We start from the raw sequence: 17,548 nt of genomic DNA on the forward strand, positions 1-17,548 counted from the left end.
TCTGAGCGCGCTGGGTTGGCGCTCGTATAGCCCCCATACGTGCACGGAAATTGCGGCGTGCCCTCCGGGCCTTACCCTCAAGCCCATGCACGCGTACCGAGCCTCCCTTCTGCGATTCGACCCCACCGGCAAGCCACTCTTCGACGAAGACGGCCTGCTGGTCGTCGGCCCCGATCCACGCGGCCGGCAGATCGTCGTGGCGGCAGGTGCCTTCAATTCGATCCATTCGCAGTACGCCGATGTGCCGGTAACGCACTGGTCGGGCCGCATCATCGCGCCGGGCTTCATCGACATGCACGTGCATTTTCCGCAGACCGACATCATCGGCGCGCCGTCGGAGGGCCTGTTGCCCTGGCTCGAGAACTACACCTTCCCGGCAGAGGCGCGCTTTGTAGACCCGGCACATTCAATCGAAGTGGCCGAGTTTTTTCTCGACGAGATGCTGCGCAACGGCGTGACCACCTCGCTGACGTTCGCGACCTCGCACGTGCAGTCGGTCGATTCGTTTTTCGAAGCGGCACAGCGGCGCAGCCTGCGCATGATTACCGGCAAGGTGCTGCAAGACCGTCACTCGCCCGACGGCGTGCGCGACGACACCGAGCAGAGTCTGATCGACACCGAATCGCTCATTCGCAAATGGCACAACGTCGACCGGCTGGGTTACGCGATCACCCCGCGTTTTGCACCGACCAGCACCGACGCGCAACTGCGTGGTGCCGGCGAACTGGCCGCAAAGTACCCCGACACCTGGATTCACTCACACGTCGCCGAGAACAAGGACGAGGTGAAGTGGGCGCGCGAGCTGTTTCCCAAGGCGCGCTCGTACCTCGACGTGTACACCGGCTTCGGGCTGATGCGCGAGCGCGCGGTGTATGCGCACTGCATCCACTTCGACGACGACGACCGCCGCCTCATGCGCGAGACCGGCGCGGCCACGGCGGTGAGCCCGACCAGCAATTTGTTCCTCGGCAGCGGCTTCTTCGACTTCGAGGGTGCCGACCGCATCGACTACCACTACGGGCTGGCCAGCGACGTTGGTGGCGGCACCAGCTTCAGCCCGTTCCACACCATGATGGCGGCTTACTACGTCGGGCGCGAAGGGCAGACCAAGCCTGGCATCAGCATCGCACCGTCGGAATTGTGGTGGCGCCATACCGGTGGCGCGGCACTCGCGCTCGGGCTCGATGGCGTCGCGGGCAATCTGCAGCCAGGGTGCGAGGCCGACTTCATCGTGCTGAACCCCAAGGCGACGCCGTTGCTGGCGCGCAAAAGCGGTTTGGCGGCGAATCTCGAAGAGCTGCTTTTTTCGATGATCGTGCTCGGCGACGACCGTCTCATCGAGCGGACGGTGATCTCGCAGGCGAGCGGCAGCTGACGCGTCTCGCTTCGAGGATGTCGCAGGCCGGCTCCTTAGAATGACTCTCCGAGCAAGGACCCCCTGAGATGACCATCAAGAGCGACAAATGGATTCGGCGCATGGCCGAGCAGACCGGCATGATCGAGCCCTTCGAGCCCGGCCAGGTGCGCGAGCGCGAAGGCAACAAGATCATCAGCTACGGCACGTCGAGTTACGGCTACGACATTCGCTGCGCGCCCGAGTTCAAGGTGTTCACGAACATCCACAGCACGGTGGTCGACCCCAAGAATTTCGATGAGAAAAGCTTTGTCGACATGGACGGCGACTTCTGCATCATTCCGCCGAACAGCTTCGCCCTGGCGCGTACCGTCGAATACTTTCGCATCCCGCGCAACGTGCTCACCATCTGCCTTGGCAAGAGCACCTATGCACGCTGCGGAATCATCGTCAACGTGACGCCTTTCGAGCCGGAATGGGAAGGCTATGTGACGCTCGAGTTCAGCAACACGACACCGTTGCCGGCCAAGATCTACGCGGGCGAAGGCTGCGCGCAGGTGCTGTTCTTCGAGAGCGACGAAGTTTGCGAGACCAGCTACAAGGACCGCGGCGGGAAGTACCAGGGGCAGCGCGGCGTCACTCTGCCTAAAGCCTAAAGCCTGAAGCCTCAAGGGCGCAGAGCAGGGCGGCTTGCGCCTCTGGCCGATGTCATGGAGCCGATGTCGTTACTTCGGTCCGGTCCTACACCGCATCGCGCCCGGCTCCCCCACCTTGTTTCCTGGGCGTTCCCCACTATCCGTCCCAGACTCGTGCAGCCAGCACGACCAGGAATCGATATGACTCAATGGATCGCCGAACTCTCGCCGCTGCGTAAATTGCTGATGGCCGCATTGGTCGCCATAGTTTGCGCACAGGCTGTCGCCATGACCATGCTGGTGCGCTCGCAAGTGCAAAAGGCCGAGATGCGCGAAGCTGCGGAGGCTTCCAATCGCGGAGTCGTTGCAACGCGCCTGGACTCCAATTTGGCGGCTAAGGCTCGCACGATGTCGGTCGGTTACGTCGCACCCCGTTAAGCCGGTACCATCACGTGAAAGCCGGCCGTTGCCGGTGAGGAGAGTCTCATGAAGTGGGAAGGCAACGAGCAGTCGGACAACGTCGAAGACCGCCGCGATGGCGGGGGCGGCGGCGGGGGCGGCGGTGGATTTCCGATCGGCGGTCGCAGTGTCGGAATCGGCACTGTGGCGGTGGCGCTGATCGCAGGCTGGATTTTCGGCATCAATCCGCTCACCGTGCTCGGTTTGCTGACGGGTGGGGGCCAGGCTCCCCAGGTCCAGCAACAGCAACAGCAAGGTCCGGCCAAGGCGCCGCCGTCCAGTGATCGCGAAGCCTCGTTCGTCTCGACCGTGCTGAAGAACACCGAAGTCGTCTGGACGGATGTCTTCCAGAAGAACGGCGGCACCTACCACGCACCCAAGCTCGTGCTGTTTCGCGGCGTCACGCCGACGGCTTGCGGCACCGGCCAGTCGGCGATGGGCCCGTTTTATTGCCCCGGCGATCAGAAGGTCTACATCGACCTCGGCTTTTACGACACCCTGAAGAACCAACTCGGCGCGCCGGGCGAGTTCGCGCAGGCGTATGTCATCGCGCACGAGGTCGGCCATCACGTTCAAGACGAACTCGGCATCACGGGCAAGGTCGACGGAATGCGCAGCCGGCTGAGCCAGACGCAGAACAACGCGCTGAGCGTGCGCGTCGAATTGCAGGCCGATTGCTTCGCCGGCATCTGGGCGAACAAGTCGCAGCAGTCGAAGAACTGGCTCGACCCGGGCGACATCGAGTCGGCGATGAACGCCGCGCAAAAGATCGGCGACGACGCGCTGCAGCGGTCGGCTGGCCGTGCCGTGGTGCCCGACAGCTTCACGCATGGATCGAGTGCGCAGCGGCAAAAATGGTTCGGTGCCGGCTACCAGAGCGGCAGCATCCAGTCGTGCGACACGTTTAATTCAAAGAGTCTTTGACGTCTTCGAAAACGCTTCGATGGACGCCGCGATGAGGCCGCCCCCTTAACCGCAAAAAGCCGTGTCTCAGCGCTGTCATCAGTGTTTTTTGCGGCGGTGCGACAATAGAGGGCTTAATGACAAGCTCCTTTTCCAATCTTTCGCTGGCTGAACCGCTGGCGCGCGCCGTAGCCGAAATGGGCTACGAGACCATGACACCGATCCAGGAGCAGGCCATTCCGGTCGTGCTTTCAGGTCAAGACGTGATGGGTGCCGCCCAGACCGGCACCGGCAAGACCGCAGCGTTTGCGCTGCCCTTGCTGCAGCGCATGCTCAAGCACGAAAACTCATCGACCTCGCCCGCTCGGCATCCGGTGCGTGCATTGGTGCTCTTGCCGACGCGTGAACTCGCCGTGCAGGTCGCGCAGCAGGTCGAGCTCTACGCCAAGTACACCAATCTGCGCAGTGCGGTCGTTTTCGGCGGCATGGACATGAAGCCGCAGACGCTCGAGCTCAAAAAAGGCGTCGAAGTGCTGGTGGCAACGCCCGGCCGGCTGCTCGACCACATCGAAGCCAAGAACGCGGTGCTCAACCAGGTCGAGTATGTCGTGCTCGACGAGGCCGACCGCATGCTGGACATCGGCTTCTTGCCCGACCTGCAGCGCATCCTGAGCTACCTGCCCAAGCAGCGAATCACGCTTCTGTTTTCGGCCACTTTCTCGCCCGAAATCAAGCGGCTCGCCGGCAGCTATCTGCAGAACCCGGTGCTCATCGAAGTGGCCCGGCCCAACGAAACGGCATCGACCGTCGAGCAGCACTTCTACAGCGTGAGCGACGACGACAAGCGCCGCGCGCTCAAGCAGATCGTCAAGCAACGCGGCATCACGCAGGCCTTCGTCTTCGTCAACAGCAAGCTGGGTTGCGCCCGGCTCGCCCGGTCGCTCGAGCGCGAAGGCCTCAAGACCACCGCATTGCACGGCGACAAAAGCCAGGACGAGCGGCTGAAGGCGCTCGAATCGTTCAAGAAGGGCGAAGTCGATCTGCTGGTGTGCACCGACGTGGCGGCACGTGGTCTCGACATCAAGGACGTACCTGCGGTTTTCAACTTCGACATCCCGTTCAACGCCGAAGACTACGTGCACCGCATCGGCCGCACCGGTCGTGCCGGCGCGTCGGGTCTGGCGGTCAGCTTTGCCAGCGGCGGTAACGATGCACGGCTTGTCGCTGACATCGAAAAGCTGATCAAGACCAAGATCGAGCTCGAAGCGATCGAGTTCGAAGAAGACGCTCCCCGCGGTCGCATCAACGACGGTCGCCGTCATTGGCGCGAAGAGGGCGAGGCCGGCGATGCACGCGATGTGCTCGACCAGCCGCGCGCAAGGACTGACGGTGATAGCGGCAGCAACTTCGAGTCGCGCGATCACAGTGATCGTGGCGGTGAGCGCAGCAACGAGCGTTTCAGCGAAGCTCGGCCGCCGATGCGTGGCGGCGGGCGCCCGCACCGGGGCCCCGCCATGTCGCGTGACCCATTCTTCGACAAGCCGTACGAACCGGGTCAGCCCGACGCAACGCCGGCGTGGGAAGCCGCCGCCAAGGCTGCGCCTTCGCGCGGCATCTCGAGCAACATCAAGACCAAGCGCAAGGTCGCTGCGCTGTTCAAGACCAGCGAACCGACGACCTGAACGCGCAGCAAACGGGTCGGCCGACCCGGGCAAATCTGCAGCGATCGCAAAAGCCGGGCTAGACGCCCGGCTTTTGCGCTTCTGCGCACTGCACCTGAATCAACTCCCGCTCGTCCAGCGTGGCGCCGATGCGCACCGCGCTCAGGCAGCCGCCCCAAACGCAGCCGGTGTCGGTCGACAACAGGTCGGGCCGCGAGACGTAGCCCAGCGTCGACCAGTGTCCGAACGCCAGCGTCGCCGCAGCGGTCTTGCGGCCGGGTACGTCGAACCACGGCATGCAGCCGGCCGGCGCCGTATCGGCACTGTCTTTCGCGTCGAAATCCATCTCGCCTGTCGCCGAACAGAAGCGCAGCCGCGTCAGTGCGTTGACGATGACGCGCAGCCGCGCACTGCCGGTGAGCGAATCGTTCCACTGCGCCGGCTCGTTGCCGTACATGCTCATGACGAACTCGTTGAGCGCCGGACCGCGCAGCACCGACTCGACCTCGGCGGCCAGCGTGAGCGTATCGGCCACGTTCCATTGCGGCAGCACACCGGCGTGCACCATGAGCAAATCCTTGCCGCCGATGGTGCGATGCAGTGCCATCGATTGATGGCGCAGCCAGTCGAGCATGGCTTCGCTGTCGGCCGCGGCGAGCAGCGGCGCCAGCGTGTCCTTGCGGCCGGCTTTGCGTGCGCCGTGCGCGATGCCGAGCAAATGCAGATCGTGGTTGCCAAGCAGCGCGTTGGCGGCATTGTCGAGCGCATGCACGCGGCGCAACACGGCGGCCGATTCGGGCCCGCGATTGACCAGGTCGCCGAGCAGAACCACGCTGTCGCGGCTCGCAGAAAAGTCGATCTTGTCGAGCAGGCGCTGCAACGCTTCGTCGCAGCCCTGCACGTCACCGATAAGGTAGAGTGCCATGCTTCCTATTCTCACCCGCGTCCATGGATGTTCTTCTGCTGGCCTTGTTGACCACGCTCAACGCGTTGTTCTCCATGTCCGAAATGGCGCTGTCGACCAGCCGGCGCGCACGGCTTGCGGCCATGGCCGAATCGGGTGATGCCGGCGCCGCCGCGGCGCTCAAGCTCATGGAAGACCCCACCCAGTTTTTGTCGAGCGTGCAGATCGGCATCACCTCGATCGGCATGCTGAGCGGCATCGTCGGAGAGGCTGCCTTCGCGGCGCCCCTGTCGGTCTGGATGGAACACCTGGGCCTGCGCTCAGGGACCGCCAGCGTCGCGTCGACCGCGGTGGTGGTTGCCTGCATCACCTTCTTCACCATCATCTTCGGCGAGCTGGTCCCCAAGCGCATCGGCCAGCTCTACCCCGAGCCGGTCGCGCGCTTCGTGGCGCGGCCGATGCGCTGGCTCGCCAAGGGTGCCAAGCCTTTCGTGCTGCTGCTTTCGGGTGCGACCGCAGGCATTCTCAAGCTGCTGAAGATCGACACCAACTCGGCCCGCGTGGTGACAGAAGAAGAAATCTCGGCCAGCCTCGAAGAAGGCGTCGATGCGGGCCTCATCGAGCAGCACGAGCACCAGATGGTGCGCAACGTGTTCCATCTGGACGACCGGCGCCTGTCGTCGTTGATGATTCCGCGCGGTGACATCGAATGGCTCGAAGCCTCCGGCACCGTGGCGTCGAGCCTGCAAAACGTGGCTGCCGCCGGTGCGCTCAACCTCGTGCACTCGTGGTATCCGGTGTGCCGCAACTCGCTGGACGATGTGGTCGGCGTCATCAGCGTCGCACACTTGCTGCGGCTCGGCCCCACCTACGAAGGCTCGATAGAAAGCGTCGCCCAGCCAGCCTCGTTCGTGCCCGAAACCCTGACCGGCATGGAGCTGCTGGAGCAGTTTCGCGAGCGCGCCGGCCGCCTCGTTTTCGTGGTCGATGAATATGGCGTGGTGCAGGGGTTGATGACGCCGCGCGACTTGCTCGAGGCCATCACCGGCGAGCTGCAGCCCGGCATGCAGACCGACGCGTGGGCCACTGCGCGCGAAGCCGGTGTGTGGGAGCTCGACGGCCTGATGCCGGTGTCGGAGCTGCGTGCGCGCCTCGCCATTCGCGAGTTGCCCGACGAAGACCGCGGCCGCTACAACACGGTCGCGGGCTTGCTGATGTCGGTGTCGGGCCAGCTACCGAAGGTGCACGAGATCATCGAGTGCGCGGGATGGAGTTTCGAGGTGTTGGAGCTCGACGGACGGCGCATCGACAAGGTGCTCGCGCGTGTCGACAAGACCGCGGAAAGCAGCAGCCGGCGCTGAGTCGTCCCGCAGCATCTGCGGACTGCAGCAGAAGACGGTTTAGTTCAGCCGCGCGGTGCCGGCAAGCTGTCGGCCACGGATGCCGGCACCTCGATGACGATGTCCAGCAGCATCTGCGCCATGCCCTTGCCGAGCGGGTCCATCCGCATCGACGAGGGTCCGCCGCCATCGAGCGCATCGTGCAGCAGCAGATTGAGCGACGCGATGCCGGGCAGGTAGAAGCGTTCGATGCGGCCATGCACCATGTTCGCGAAGTAGTCGCCCACGGCCTTGTCGCTCAACCGGTTCCACAGCAACGGCAGCCATTCGGGTCGGCGCGCAATGACACCGATGTTCGAGAGGTTGCCCTTGTCGCCGCTGCGTGCATAGGCCAGGTCGATCAGCCGCACTTCGCGTGAAGCGCCACCGGATTCTTTCCACGCTTCAGGCGCGCCGACGTCGGGCGTCGCACCGTCCCCGGCACCTTTGCCGATCGATACCGTTTGCCGCTCGCCATCGATCACGAAAGCCACCGGCAAGGCCTGCTTGTCGAACAGAAACGAGAAGGGCTTGATCAGCGGCGACACCGCCGGCCGACCGCCACCGGGGCTGGTAGTGCCTGGCGCCCACGAGGTGCCCGACGGTGAAATCTCTCGCGCGAAGATCGCCAGCGCGGCCTTCAGCGGATGGTTCGCGACCACGCGCATCATCACTTCGCGCGACGGCCGCATGCGTGATTGCGCGCCGTAGGAAGACTCCGATCCGATGACTTCGATGTACGTCGAAGTGAACGGCGGCATGCCGCCCTCGCGCAGGATGTCGCTCACGCGCTCGATGATCGCCTCGGCGGTGCGGCGCGCTTTCTTGTCGGCGTCGATGCCGATGATGACCATGCTGCCCGCGCACCGGAAGCCGTCGAGTTGGGTGGCCGAGACCTTGTAGAACGGCGTTGGTGCGCGTCCTTTGGCGGCACTCACCAACACGCGGTTATCGCCCTGCTGTTCGATCGTCACATCGCGAAAATCGCACGACACGTCGGGCAGCAGATAGGCGCCCGGATCGCCGATCTCGTAGAGCATCTGCTCGGCGACGTTGGCGCGAATCACCTTGCCCCCCGTACCTTCGGGCTTGGTCACGACAAAGCTGCCGTCCGCATGGCATTCGATCACCGGGTAGCCCATGTGGGCCCAGTCGGGGATGTCTTCCCAGTCGGTGTGCAGGCCGCCGGTCGCCTGGCAGCCGCACTCGATGATGTGGCCCGCCAGGCTGCCGGAGGCCAGCAGGTCGTAGTCGGCATCCGTCCAACCGAACTCGTGCATCAGCGGGCCCAGCGTTACCGCGCTGTCGACACAACGCCCCGTGATCACCACCTCGGCGCCGGCGGCGAGCGCAGCGGCGATCGGTGTCGCGCCGAGGTAGGCGTTGGCGCTCAGTACTTTGTCGGGCAGCGACTCGCCGGTGAACATGTCCTGCACGCCGCGTGCGCGCAGGTCTGGCATGTGCGCGGCGACGTCGTCGCCTTCGACCACCGCGATGCGCAACGAAATGCCCGCGGCCGCTGCCAGTGCCTGCAACGCGGCCGCACAGCCGTGCGGATTGATGCCGCCGGCGTTGCTCACCACTTTGATGCCTTGCCGTTTGACTTCGCCCAGCACCGACTTCATCGCGATGTCGACGAAGTCGGTCGCGTAGCCCATTTCGGGCTTCTTGGCCCGCGCCGAAGCCAGGATCGACATCGTTGTCTCCGCCAGATAGTCGAACACCAGGTAGTCGAGCCGGCCGAGATTCACCAGCTGCGGCGCTGCCACCATGCTGTCGCCCCAAAAGCCCGAGGCGCCGCCGATGCGGACGACTTTGTTCGTTACGTTGTCTGTCACGGGGGTGGTCTCCTCGATGAAAGCATCCGGCCAGCCTAGCGACGCACCGCCTGCAACGCTTGCGCCGAGTCGCTGACCGCAGCCACTTCGCGCAAGACCTTGGCGCGCACCCACGCTAGCCTCTTCGAAACAACGGAGACCTGCATGGAATTTCGTTCCGCGCCAGCATCCGCGACTTCGTGGCGCGCGAGATCACGCTCTTCGTCAATGTACGGCAGCTCGGCGTATAAAACACAACGCGATCAGACAACGCAACCACGACAAGCGCGGCACGACGCGCACAGACTCAAGATGAAGAAAACGAGTGACGACCTCCGCAACGAATACCGCGACCTGGCCGATCTGGTGGGGACGCTGACGCCTGCGCAATGGCGGCTGCGCAGCGACTTCTACGGCTGGACGCCTTGGGACGAAATCGCCCACCTGTGCTTCTTCGACGAGACCGGCCTGCTATCGGCCACCGACTCCCACGCGTTCGCCGCCGACACCGCGACGTTGAACGCCACGCTCGCCACGGGCAAGGAAATCAGCGCCATCGCGCGGGAGAAGTACGGCCACCTCGACGGCGCGCAATTGCTCGCGTACTGGGAGCCCATTTCGACGCAACTCGTCGATGCGCTGGCAGCGCTCGACCCGAAAGCCCGGCTATCGTGGTACGGCCCGACCATGAGCGCACGGTCGTTCGCAACCGCGCGTCTCATGGAAACCTGGGCGCACGGACAAGACGTGTGGGACGTCGTCGGCCGCCGCCGTCCGGCTACCGACCGGCTGCGCCATATCGCCCACATCGGCGTCACGACCTTCGGCTGGAGCTTCGTGAACCGCAAGCTGCCGGTGCCGGCTGTCGTGCCCTACATCGAGCTCGATGCACCCCAAGGCGGCGTATGGACGTGGGGCGATGCGGCCTCGTCGGAAACCATCCGCGGGCCGGCCGATGACTTCTGCTTGCTCGTGACGCAGCGTCGCAACCTGGCCGACACAGCGCTGCGCTACAGCGAGGGATCGGCGCGCGATTGGCTGCAGATCGCCCAATGCTTTGCCGGGCCGCCCGCCGACGCGCCCGAGCCCGGCGTGCGGAAGGTGGCGGCCACCGCTTGATGCACGGCGTGCCGATCGAACTCGGCCTGCAGCCGCGCATCGATGCGGCGCTGGCTGCGTTGCGTGCGGGCAGCGATGAGCAGTGCCTGTCGGATTACGCCTTTTCGAATCTGTACCTTTTCAGGGCGGCGCACGACTACCGGTTTATCGATGGTGCATGGCCGGGCATTGCCGGCCGCGCGTATGACGGCACACCCCACTTCATGCCGCTGTTCACGCCTCGATGCGCACCGCTGGACGTGCTGTCGGAACTGATCGAAGCGTACGGCTCCCTTTATCCGGTAGCCGCGCGCGATGCCGCCGAGCTGCCGGACAACGTCTTCGTCGCGACCGCGTCCCCGGACGATGCGGACTACCTGTACGACGTCGAAACGTTCGTCGACTATGCCGGCCGACCTCTGGCAAAAAAGCGCAATCAGGTACGCCAGTTTCTGGCGGCGCACAAACCGTCTTGTCGGCCGTTCGGGCCCGAGCTGGCCGACGCCACGCGCAGCGTGCTGCAAGGCTGGTTCACGCACAAAGGCAAAGCGCGGGGCGAGGCCGACGACACTGCCTGCCTCGAAGCGATCGACAACGCCGCACGCTTCGGGCTCGAAGGCTTCGTTCACTTCGTCGGCGACCTGCCGATTGGTTTCGTGCTGGCGCAGGAGCTGCAGCCGGGCGTCTTCGCGATGCGATTCGCGAAGGGGCTCGACAGTCATGTCGGAATTTATCCATACATGTTCCAGCATTTCTGCCGCAGCTTTCCGCGCGCGGTGGCGTGGCTGAACTTCGAGCAAGACATGGGTCTGCCGGGGTTCAGGCGCAGCAAGCGGTCGTATCAGCCGGCCGCATTGCTGCCCAAATGGCGTGTTGCGTTGCTGGACCACGCTAATAAGTCTGAGCCAGCGCCTTAGCGCCTCGCATAGCAGCCCTGTTTCGACAGGCTGACTGGACGGGGACGCCTGCACAAGCAGTCGTGCGCCTACACACAAGTGCTGTCCCGGCCCCTCGCCTACGCTCTCATGGTGCGCTGCAGCAAAGCTGGCATGGTGCCAGCCGCTTGCGTCGTTTTTCCAGGAGTCTCGGACTATGCAAAACCTCTCTCTCCCGTCCGGACGCTCTGTCCGGCGCCTTCCCGCGCTGGCCCGTCTGCGCGGCGTGGCCGTCGCGGCCCTGAGCCTGTCGGCCCTCGCGATGACTGCCACCTCGGTTCATGCCGAGATCGCCAAGGTCCCGGCCGAATGCAGCGCGCTGCAAGCCAAGTACCCGCAGTTCAAGGGCAAGACACTGGTCAACGCGATCAATCCGCACACCCCCGGCTACGAGACCATCGACCCGAACAATCCGGACAAGTACATCGGATTCGACATCGATCTGGGCGAGACGCTCGGCGCCTGCCTGGGCTTCAAGGTGACCTACAAGGCGGTGACGTTTTCGGCCCTGCTGACCACGCTGCAATCCGGCCAAGCCGACATCGTCATCTCCGACATCTACGCCACTGAAGAACGCGCCAAGGCGGCCGACTTCATCACCTACTCGAAGGTCTTCGACGGCGTGCTGGTGGCCAAGGGCAACCCGAAGAAGATCACCGGCATCAACGCCTCGATGTGCGGTGCGATTGCCGCCGAGAACACCGGCTACGTCGAGGTGCCGCTGATCCAGGCGCTGGCCCCCGCGTGCAAGGCGGCGGGCAAGCCCGAGCCGGAAATCCAGCTCTACGACAACAACCAGAACTGCATACAGGCCATCCTGGCCGGACGTGCCGACACCTACGTCAACGATGTCAACACGGTCGACAGCGCCGTCAAGGCCTATCCGGACAAGTTGGAAAAGGCGCTTGCGGTGTCGATCCCCTACTCGGTCGGCATTGCAGTGCCCAAGGGCAAGACGGACTTCCGTGATGCGGTGATGGCGGCGCTGGTGACCTTGCAGAAGGCCGGCATCCACACCGAGTTGCTGAAGAAGCACGGCATGCCCGTCGAAAACCTCGAGGCTCCGCGTCTGCTCGTGGCGAATTGACATGGAGTTGTTCCTCCACTACCTCACCTTGCCCTACCTGATCCAGGGCATCGTTTTCACACTCGGGGCCACCGGCATCGGGCTGGCGGGCGGGGTGGTGGTGGGACTGCTGCTGGCGGCGATGCAACTCAGCCGCTTCAAGCCGCTGGCCGCGTTCGCGCGCGGCTATGCGGTGATCTTTCGCGGCACGCCGCTCATCCTGCAGTTCGTGTTCGTCTACGACGCGCTGCCCCATGTCGGCATCAAGCTGCCGGGACTGCTGGCCGCCGGGGTGGCACTGGCGTTCAACGAGGCCACCTTCATCGCCGAGATGTTCCGCTCCGGTGTGCTCGGCGTGGACCGCGGCCAGGTGCTGGCCGGCCAAGCCCTGGGCATGACACCGCGCGTGCTGATGCGCCGCATCATCGCGCCGCAGGCGTTGCGCTCGATGATCCCCGCGATGGGCAATGAGGCGGTCAGTACGCTGAAGAACTCCTCGCTCGCCTCGATCATTGCGGTGCCGGAGCTGACGTTGCGCAGCACACAGCTTGCGTCGTCGACCTTCGACTTCTTCTCGATCTTTTTCGCGTCCGGTCTGCTGTATCTCGGGTTAACCGGAGCGATCAGCCTGGTGCAGTTGGCGCTTGAAGCACGTTTCAATCTGGACCGGCAAGCAAAGCCGCGTGGGCTGGCACTTGGAGCGCCTGAGCCTGAGCCTGGGCCTGCGCCTGCGTCTGCGTCTGCGTCTGGGCCCGAGCCTGAATGCGAACCCGAGCCCGCGGCACCCGCCACGCTGGCGGTGTCGGCCGTCAGCCGCGCAGTCCGCGCCACCCGCCTGGCCGGTGCGCCGGTCGCCTTACGCATCAACGGCGTGTCCAAGGCTTACGGCCAGCAGGATGTACTCAATGATCTGAGTCTCAACGTGCAGGCCGGCGAGGTGGTCGCGCTGCTGGGCCCGAGCGGCTCGGGCAAGAGCACGCTGCTGCGCTGCATCAACCACCTCGAAAGCTGGGATGCGGGCCAGATCCATGTCGACGGTTACCGCCTGGGCTACCGGCCCGACGGTCAACTCATGACCCCCAGCGACCTTGCTCGCGAGCGCGCTCGACTGGGTGTGGGCATGCTGTTTCAACAGTTCAACTTGTTCGCACACCTGACAGCACGTGAAAACGTGGCCGGCCCGCTGCGCTGGGTACACGGCTGGACTGCCGAGGCCGCGGACCGGCGCGCACTGGAATTGCTGAGCCGGGTCGGGCTGGCGCACCGCGTCGAAGCGTTGCCGCGCCATCTGTCCGGCGGGCAGCAACAGCGCGTCGCCATCGCCCGGGCACTGGCGCCGGGACCGAGCGTGCTGCTGCTGGACGAGCCCACCTCGGCGCTCGACCCCGAACTGGTCAACGAGGTGCTGGACGTGATCCGCCGCCTGGCCGTCGAGGACGGGCTGACGATGATCATCTCGACCCATCAACTGCGCTTTGCCGCCGAGGTGGCCGACCGCGTGGTCTTCCTCGCCGGGGGCCGTGTCGTCGAAAGCGGCCCGGCGCTGGACGTTCTGCAGAATCCGCGCGCCCCGGCGCTCGCCCGTTTCCTTCGCGTGATGGCCGCCGACGTGCTGCCGTCCACCCCTTCGCCTGCCAACGACCCACCATGAAGCACCACACCCTGAGCGTTTCCCCGCAGACAGTTCACTGGGGCTATTTCAGCAAGGCCGTCGCGCCCTCGCTCGTCGTGAAGTCGGGGGACAGGGTCACCATCGAGACGCTGACCCACCATGCCAACGACGACTACGAGCGCATGGTCGCCGGCGATCCCGGCGCCGAGTCGGTGTTCGCCTGGACACGCGAGCACAAGGCCGTGTCGCGGCGCGGTGCCGGCCCGGTCACGGGGCCCTTCAAGCTCGGCGAGGGCGAAGGGGTGGGCGTGCACCTGCTGACGGGACCGGTGGTCATCGAGGGCGCCGAGCCCGGCGACGTGCTGGAGGTGCGCATCCTCGACGTGCGCCCGAGGCCGAGCTGCAGCCATTGCTACGCGGGCCGCTGCTTCGGCTCGAACGCGGCCGCGTCCTGGGGCTTCCACTACCGCGACTTGATCGAGGAGCCCAAGCCCCGCGAGGTGGTGACGATCTTCGAGCTGGACACTTCCGGTGAACCCTTCGCCCGCGCGGTCTACAACTACGTGTGGACGCCGCAAACCGATCCCGACGGCGTGGTGCACACCAACATCGACTACCCCGGCGTGCGCGTCGACCACACGCTGGTGCGCAAGCGCGAGAACATCCTGCGCAACGTCAAAGTGCCGGCCCGCCTGCACTTCGGCACGATGGGCCTGGCGCCGTCGGAGTCCGACTTCGTCAGCTCCATCCCGCCCAGCTACACCGGCGGCAACATCGACGACTGGCGCATCGGCAAGGGCGCCACCATGTACTACCCAGTGGCAGTCCCTGGTGCCTTCTTCTCGGTCGGCGACCCGCATGCGGCGCAGGGCGACAGCGAACTCGGCGGCACCGCCATCGAGACCTCGCTGACCGGCGACTTCGAGTTCATCCTGCACAAGCGCAACGAGTTGGGCGGCACGATCCTCGAAGGCCTGGACCACCCGCTGCTGGAGACCGACGAGCAGTGGTCGGTCTACGGCTTCACCTACCCGAATTACCTGGAGGCCCTCGGCCCCGATGCCCAGACGCTGGTGGCCGGGCACTCGTCGCTGGACCCCGCCATGCGCGACGCCTTTCGCAAGTTGCGCCGCTTCCTGATGACGGTGCACCGGCTGAGCGAGGACGAAGCGATTGCCCTGTTGTCGGTCGCGGCGAACTTCGGGGTCACCCAGGTCGTGGACGCCAACTGGGGCATCCACGGGTCGATTCAGAAGAGCATCTTCAAGGACTGCTGAGCGGGCTGTTGACGGCCTGCCCGCCCGGTGCCCGCACGCGACCCGCGAACATCGATTTGCGGATCACCGCGTGCACGCCCCAGTTGCCGTCGACCACCTGCGTGACCCCGAAGTCGACGGCCACCGACATCAGCGAAATCGCCTCGTCCTCGGTCAGCCCCATCGCGGTCATCAGGAAGCGCCGGGTCTTGCGGAAAGCATCGCGCATGGCCGGGTCGAGCGACGACTTTTCGTAGATCGCACTGCGTGCCTTGTCGCCGAACTCCTTCAAATAATCCGGGTGGCTGAAGCCGTGGATCACCCACTCGTCGGCCGTCTCGACCAGCGGGTAGTCGATGTCGGCAAAGGGCTCGTCGCGCAGGTTCGCGGCCTTGTGCAGCACGATCTGGAAGACGCCCGTCAATGAGCATTCGATGGCCGTGCCGCACAACTCGCTGTCGCCCTGCGAGGCGTGCGGGTCACCCACCGACAGCAAGGCACCGTCGACTCCCACCCGCAGGTACAACGTGGCCCCCTTGGCGATGCGCCAGTTGTCCAGGTTGCCGCCGAAGCACGAGGGCGGGATCGAGTCGACCAGACCAGTCTCGGCAGGCGCCACGGCGATCACGCCGAAGTGCGGGCGCACGGGGATCGTCACGCCTTGCAGCACGCCGTGGTTTTCCACGATCGACGCCCGGTCGATCGGGATGCCGGGGTAGTCGATGGTCGGGTGCAGCACGCCGTTCGGATCGCACTGGGGGGTCCAGCGAAAGTTGTAGACCGCGTGAGCGCAGGGCTGGTCCTGACTGCAATCGACTTCGTAGATCGTCACCACCTCGCGCTGCTTCGGCTCCTCGATCAGGTCGTCGTAGTGAAAGCCCCACCATGCTGCGGCGTTGCTGCCGAACGCCCGGCCCTCGTACCTGGCACTGGCCGCGAGGCGCGGCGCGAGATCGAGGATGCGCACCTCCAGCACATCGCCCGGCTGCGCGTCCTTCACAAAAATGGGGCCGGTGCAGATGTGCACGCCAAAGCCCTCGCCGCTGCCGCGACCGTAGATCGACGCGTCAGTCGGGCCCGCGCCGCGGCGGTCCACCGCCTTGTGCTCGGCGGTCCAGTGGAAGACGCTTTCGGCCCCCGAATCGCCCTTGATCATGCGTTCGTGGTCGTCGTAGGCATGCTGGGTCAGCGTCTCGATGGTCACGATGTCGCCGGAGTCGATGGTCAGCACCGGCGGGATCGAGCGGCTGAAGTAGCCCCAGTGGATGGTCTGCGCGTTGGCCGGAAGGTGGTGGTGGCGACCGGCGCCGATGCCGGTGCTGATGGCTGTGCTGATGGCATTGGTGGAGGTCCCGTCGACGCAGGATGAGTCGATCGCGCCTCTCGCAGCAACCGTGTCGATGCCCGCACTGGATGCAACCGGGTCCGCCGCCGGCGTCTCGAAGTAGCCCGATGGCCAGCCGCGCTTGATGCGCTTGCGCAGCGACTGCTGGCTCACCTCGTTGGCCTGCTGTCGGTACTGTCGTGGCGACATGCCGTAGCGGTCGCGGAACGAATGGCTGAAATGCGCTGGATCGTTGAAGCCCCAGCGAAAGCAGATGTCCGAGATCGACAGGTGTCCGTACTGGCGATTGGCGAGGTCGGCGCGGCAGCGTTCGAGGCGGCTCTGGCGCAGGTAGGCGGTGAAGGTCTGGCCGAGGCCTTCGAACAGCTTTTGCACCAGCCGCTCGGACAGGTGCTCGTGGGCCGCCACACCGGCCACCGTCAGCAATGGATCGCTCAGGTTCGCATCGACGTACTGGCACAGCCGGCGCACCGTGGCAGCGCGCGTGCTGCTGATGGCGGACGAGGCCGGCAAGGCAAGGTCGCGCCGGGCCGCCATGCTGGTCGCGATGAATTCGGAAAGAGCGGACTCGACGGGCGCGATGTCGTCGTCATCCAGCGTGTCGAAGGCGTCGGCCAGCGCGGTCAGTGTGCCCGCGAACATACGGCCCAGGCCTGCGCTGCCTCGAAGGTGCCCGAGCGCGAAAGCATGGTCACCGGGCAGCCGGGTTTTAAGGCTCGCGCCAGGCATCGACACCATGAACTGACGGAAGTTGGACCGAAAGTCCAGGTCGGCCTGCGCATGCGCCGGCCCGAAGACGATGTCGCCCGGTGCCAGTTCGATGGTCTGCTGACCATGATGCAGCGCGGCATCGCCGCCCATGTGGAGCGCGAGCCAGACCGCATCGGCTCCGGCGCCCAGGCGTTGAATCGTCTGCGGTGAAGAAGTGATCCGCGCCATTTCGACACCGCGCGCCGTGCGCCGCGCGGTCAGCGTGCCGTAGAGTGGCGCCGCTGCAGGTGCCATTTCAGGCCGGAGGCTGTGCAACTGCAAAGCCTCGCGCCATGCATGAGGCCGCTGGTGCACCGGATAAGAGTCGGTCGTGAATTTTTCCAAGCGCATGGCGGCGGTTTCCTGGTTGCCTG

14 protein-coding genes are annotated in these 17,548 nt (G+C 65.2%); 11 read left to right on the plus strand and 3 right to left on the minus strand.

All coding sequences use genetic code 11. The features are described 5' to 3' along the window. Positions 1 to 85: 85 nt before the first annotated feature. The 5 genes from guaD to H7F36_RS11330 all read left to right on the plus strand — a co-directional run bounded on the left by guaD (position 86) and on the right by H7F36_RS11330 (position 5,033). Positions 86 to 1,375, plus strand: coding sequence for a guanine deaminase (gene guaD / locus H7F36_RS11310; protein ID WP_187050926.1), 1,290 nt, complete (start codon positions 86 to 88; stop codon positions 1,373 to 1,375). A gap of 68 nt (positions 1,376 to 1,443) precedes the next feature. Further along, complete coding sequence (dcd, locus tag H7F36_RS11315; RefSeq protein WP_187050927.1) at positions 1,444 to 2,010, plus strand: dCTP deaminase; 567 nt, start codon at positions 1,444 to 1,446, stop codon at positions 2,008 to 2,010. 180 nt (positions 2,011 to 2,190) lie between these two features. Continuing rightward, positions 2,191 to 2,427: a hypothetical protein gene (locus tag H7F36_RS11320; protein ID WP_187050928.1), complete on the plus strand. Its 237-nt coding sequence runs from the start codon at positions 2,191 to 2,193 to the stop codon at positions 2,425 to 2,427. A gap of 48 nt (positions 2,428 to 2,475) precedes the next feature. Beyond that, the gene (locus H7F36_RS11325) at positions 2,476 to 3,372 is read left to right on the plus strand and encodes a neutral zinc metallopeptidase (protein ID WP_187050929.1); all 897 of its coding nucleotides are present in this window, start codon (positions 2,476 to 2,478) and stop codon (positions 3,370 to 3,372) included. A gap of 116 nt (positions 3,373 to 3,488) precedes the next feature. Further along, the gene (locus tag H7F36_RS11330) at positions 3,489 to 5,033 is read left to right on the plus strand and encodes a DEAD/DEAH box helicase (protein WP_187050930.1); all 1,545 of its coding nucleotides are present in this window, start codon (positions 3,489 to 3,491) and stop codon (positions 5,031 to 5,033) included. A 58-nt stretch (positions 5,034 to 5,091) separates the two neighbouring features. On the opposite strand, the gene H7F36_RS11335 is transcribed toward H7F36_RS11330, so the two are convergent. Continuing rightward, on the minus strand, positions 5,092 to 5,937 hold the full coding sequence (locus H7F36_RS11335) for a symmetrical bis(5'-nucleosyl)-tetraphosphatase (RefSeq protein ID WP_187050931.1): 846 nt from the start codon (positions 5,935 to 5,937) through the stop codon (positions 5,092 to 5,094). A gap of 23 nt (positions 5,938 to 5,960) precedes the next feature. Here H7F36_RS11335 and H7F36_RS11340 point away from each other — a divergent pair, with 23 nt between their 5' ends. Beyond that, the gene (locus H7F36_RS11340; RefSeq protein ID WP_187050932.1) at positions 5,961 to 7,277 is read left to right on the plus strand and encodes a hemolysin family protein; all 1,317 of its coding nucleotides are present in this window, start codon (positions 5,961 to 5,963) and stop codon (positions 7,275 to 7,277) included. A gap of 44 nt (positions 7,278 to 7,321) precedes the next feature. Here the strand turns inward: H7F36_RS11340 and H7F36_RS11345 are convergent, their stop codons facing one another. Beyond that, a complete protein-coding gene (locus H7F36_RS11345; RefSeq protein WP_187054925.1) occupies positions 7,322 to 9,067 on the minus strand; it encodes an acyclic terpene utilization AtuA family protein in 1,746 nt (581 codons plus the stop codon). Positions 9,068 to 9,424: 357 nt separating this feature from the next. On the opposite strand from H7F36_RS11345, the gene H7F36_RS11350 reads away from it, so the two are divergent. The 5 genes from H7F36_RS11350 (at position 9,425) to H7F36_RS11370 (ending at position 15,100) form a co-directional block, all read left to right on the plus strand. Then, positions 9,425 to 10,231 (plus strand): TIGR03084 family metal-binding protein, encoded by an 807-nt coding sequence (locus tag H7F36_RS11350; RefSeq protein WP_187050933.1) that lies wholly within the window; start codon positions 9,425 to 9,427, stop codon positions 10,229 to 10,231. A gap of 8 nt (positions 10,232 to 10,239) precedes the next feature. Next, positions 10,240 to 11,127: a phosphatidylglycerol lysyltransferase domain-containing protein gene (locus tag H7F36_RS11355; protein ID WP_187050934.1), complete on the plus strand. Its 888-nt coding sequence runs from the start codon at positions 10,240 to 10,242 to the stop codon at positions 11,125 to 11,127. Positions 11,128 to 11,302: 175 nt separating this feature from the next. After that, complete coding sequence (locus tag H7F36_RS11360; protein WP_187050935.1) at positions 11,303 to 12,232, plus strand: ABC transporter substrate-binding protein; 930 nt, start codon at positions 11,303 to 11,305, stop codon at positions 12,230 to 12,232. Position 12,233: 1 nt separating this feature from the next. After that, entirely contained in the window at positions 12,234 to 13,862 is a 1,629-nt protein-coding gene (locus H7F36_RS11365; RefSeq protein ID WP_187050936.1) for an amino acid ABC transporter permease/ATP-binding protein, read from the plus strand. After that, the gene (locus H7F36_RS11370) at positions 13,859 to 15,100 is read left to right on the plus strand and encodes an acetamidase/formamidase family protein (protein WP_187050937.1); all 1,242 of its coding nucleotides are present in this window, start codon (positions 13,859 to 13,861) and stop codon (positions 15,098 to 15,100) included. The genes H7F36_RS11365 and H7F36_RS11370 overlap by 4 nt, the downstream gene beginning before the upstream one ends. On the opposite strand, the gene H7F36_RS11375 is transcribed toward H7F36_RS11370, so the two are convergent. Further along, positions 15,087 to 17,525, minus strand: a complete 2,439-nt coding sequence (locus H7F36_RS11375; RefSeq protein WP_187050938.1) for an acetamidase/formamidase family protein — start codon at positions 17,523 to 17,525, stop codon at positions 15,087 to 15,089. The two genes, H7F36_RS11370 and H7F36_RS11375, sit on opposite strands and share 14 nt — an antisense overlap. Positions 17,526 to 17,548: the final 23 nt, after the last annotated feature.

The organism is Variovorax sp. PAMC28562 (assembly GCF_014303735.1).
Classification (GTDB): Bacteria; Pseudomonadota; Gammaproteobacteria; order Burkholderiales; family Burkholderiaceae_C; genus Variovorax.

Bases quoted from the DNA above. Each gene is read 5' to 3' on its own strand.
- dcd (WP_187050927.1), top strand. From the start codon at position 1,444: ATGACCATCAAGAGCGACAAATGGATTCGGCGCATGGCCGAGCAGACC.
- H7F36_RS11375 (WP_187050938.1), bottom strand. From the start codon at position 17,525: ATGCGCTTGGAAAAATTCACGACCGACTCTTATCCGGTGCACCAGCGG.
- H7F36_RS11365 (WP_187050936.1), top strand. From the start codon at position 12,234: ATGGAGTTGTTCCTCCACTACCTCACCTTGCCCTACCTGATCCAGGGC.
- H7F36_RS11370 (WP_187050937.1), top strand. From the start codon at position 13,859: ATGAAGCACCACACCCTGAGCGTTTCCCCGCAGACAGTTCACTGGGGC.
- H7F36_RS11345 (WP_187054925.1), bottom strand. From the start codon at position 9,067: ATGGTGGCAGCGCCGCAGCTGGTGAATCTCGGCCGGCTCGACTACCTG.
- H7F36_RS11360 (WP_187050935.1), top strand. From the start codon at position 11,303: ATGCAAAACCTCTCTCTCCCGTCCGGACGCTCTGTCCGGCGCCTTCCC.
- H7F36_RS11325 (WP_187050929.1), top strand. From the start codon at position 2,476: ATGAAGTGGGAAGGCAACGAGCAGTCGGACAACGTCGAAGACCGCCGC.
- H7F36_RS11340 (WP_187050932.1), top strand. From the start codon at position 5,961: ATGGATGTTCTTCTGCTGGCCTTGTTGACCACGCTCAACGCGTTGTTC.
- guaD (WP_187050926.1), top strand. From the start codon at position 86: ATGCACGCGTACCGAGCCTCCCTTCTGCGATTCGACCCCACCGGCAAG.
- H7F36_RS11335 (WP_187050931.1), bottom strand. From the start codon at position 5,937: ATGGCACTCTACCTTATCGGTGACGTGCAGGGCTGCGACGAAGCGTTG.
- H7F36_RS11330 (WP_187050930.1), top strand. From the start codon at position 3,489: ATGACAAGCTCCTTTTCCAATCTTTCGCTGGCTGAACCGCTGGCGCGC.
- H7F36_RS11350 (WP_187050933.1), top strand. From the start codon at position 9,425: ATGAAGAAAACGAGTGACGACCTCCGCAACGAATACCGCGACCTGGCC.
- H7F36_RS11320 (WP_187050928.1), top strand. From the start codon at position 2,191: ATGACTCAATGGATCGCCGAACTCTCGCCGCTGCGTAAATTGCTGATG.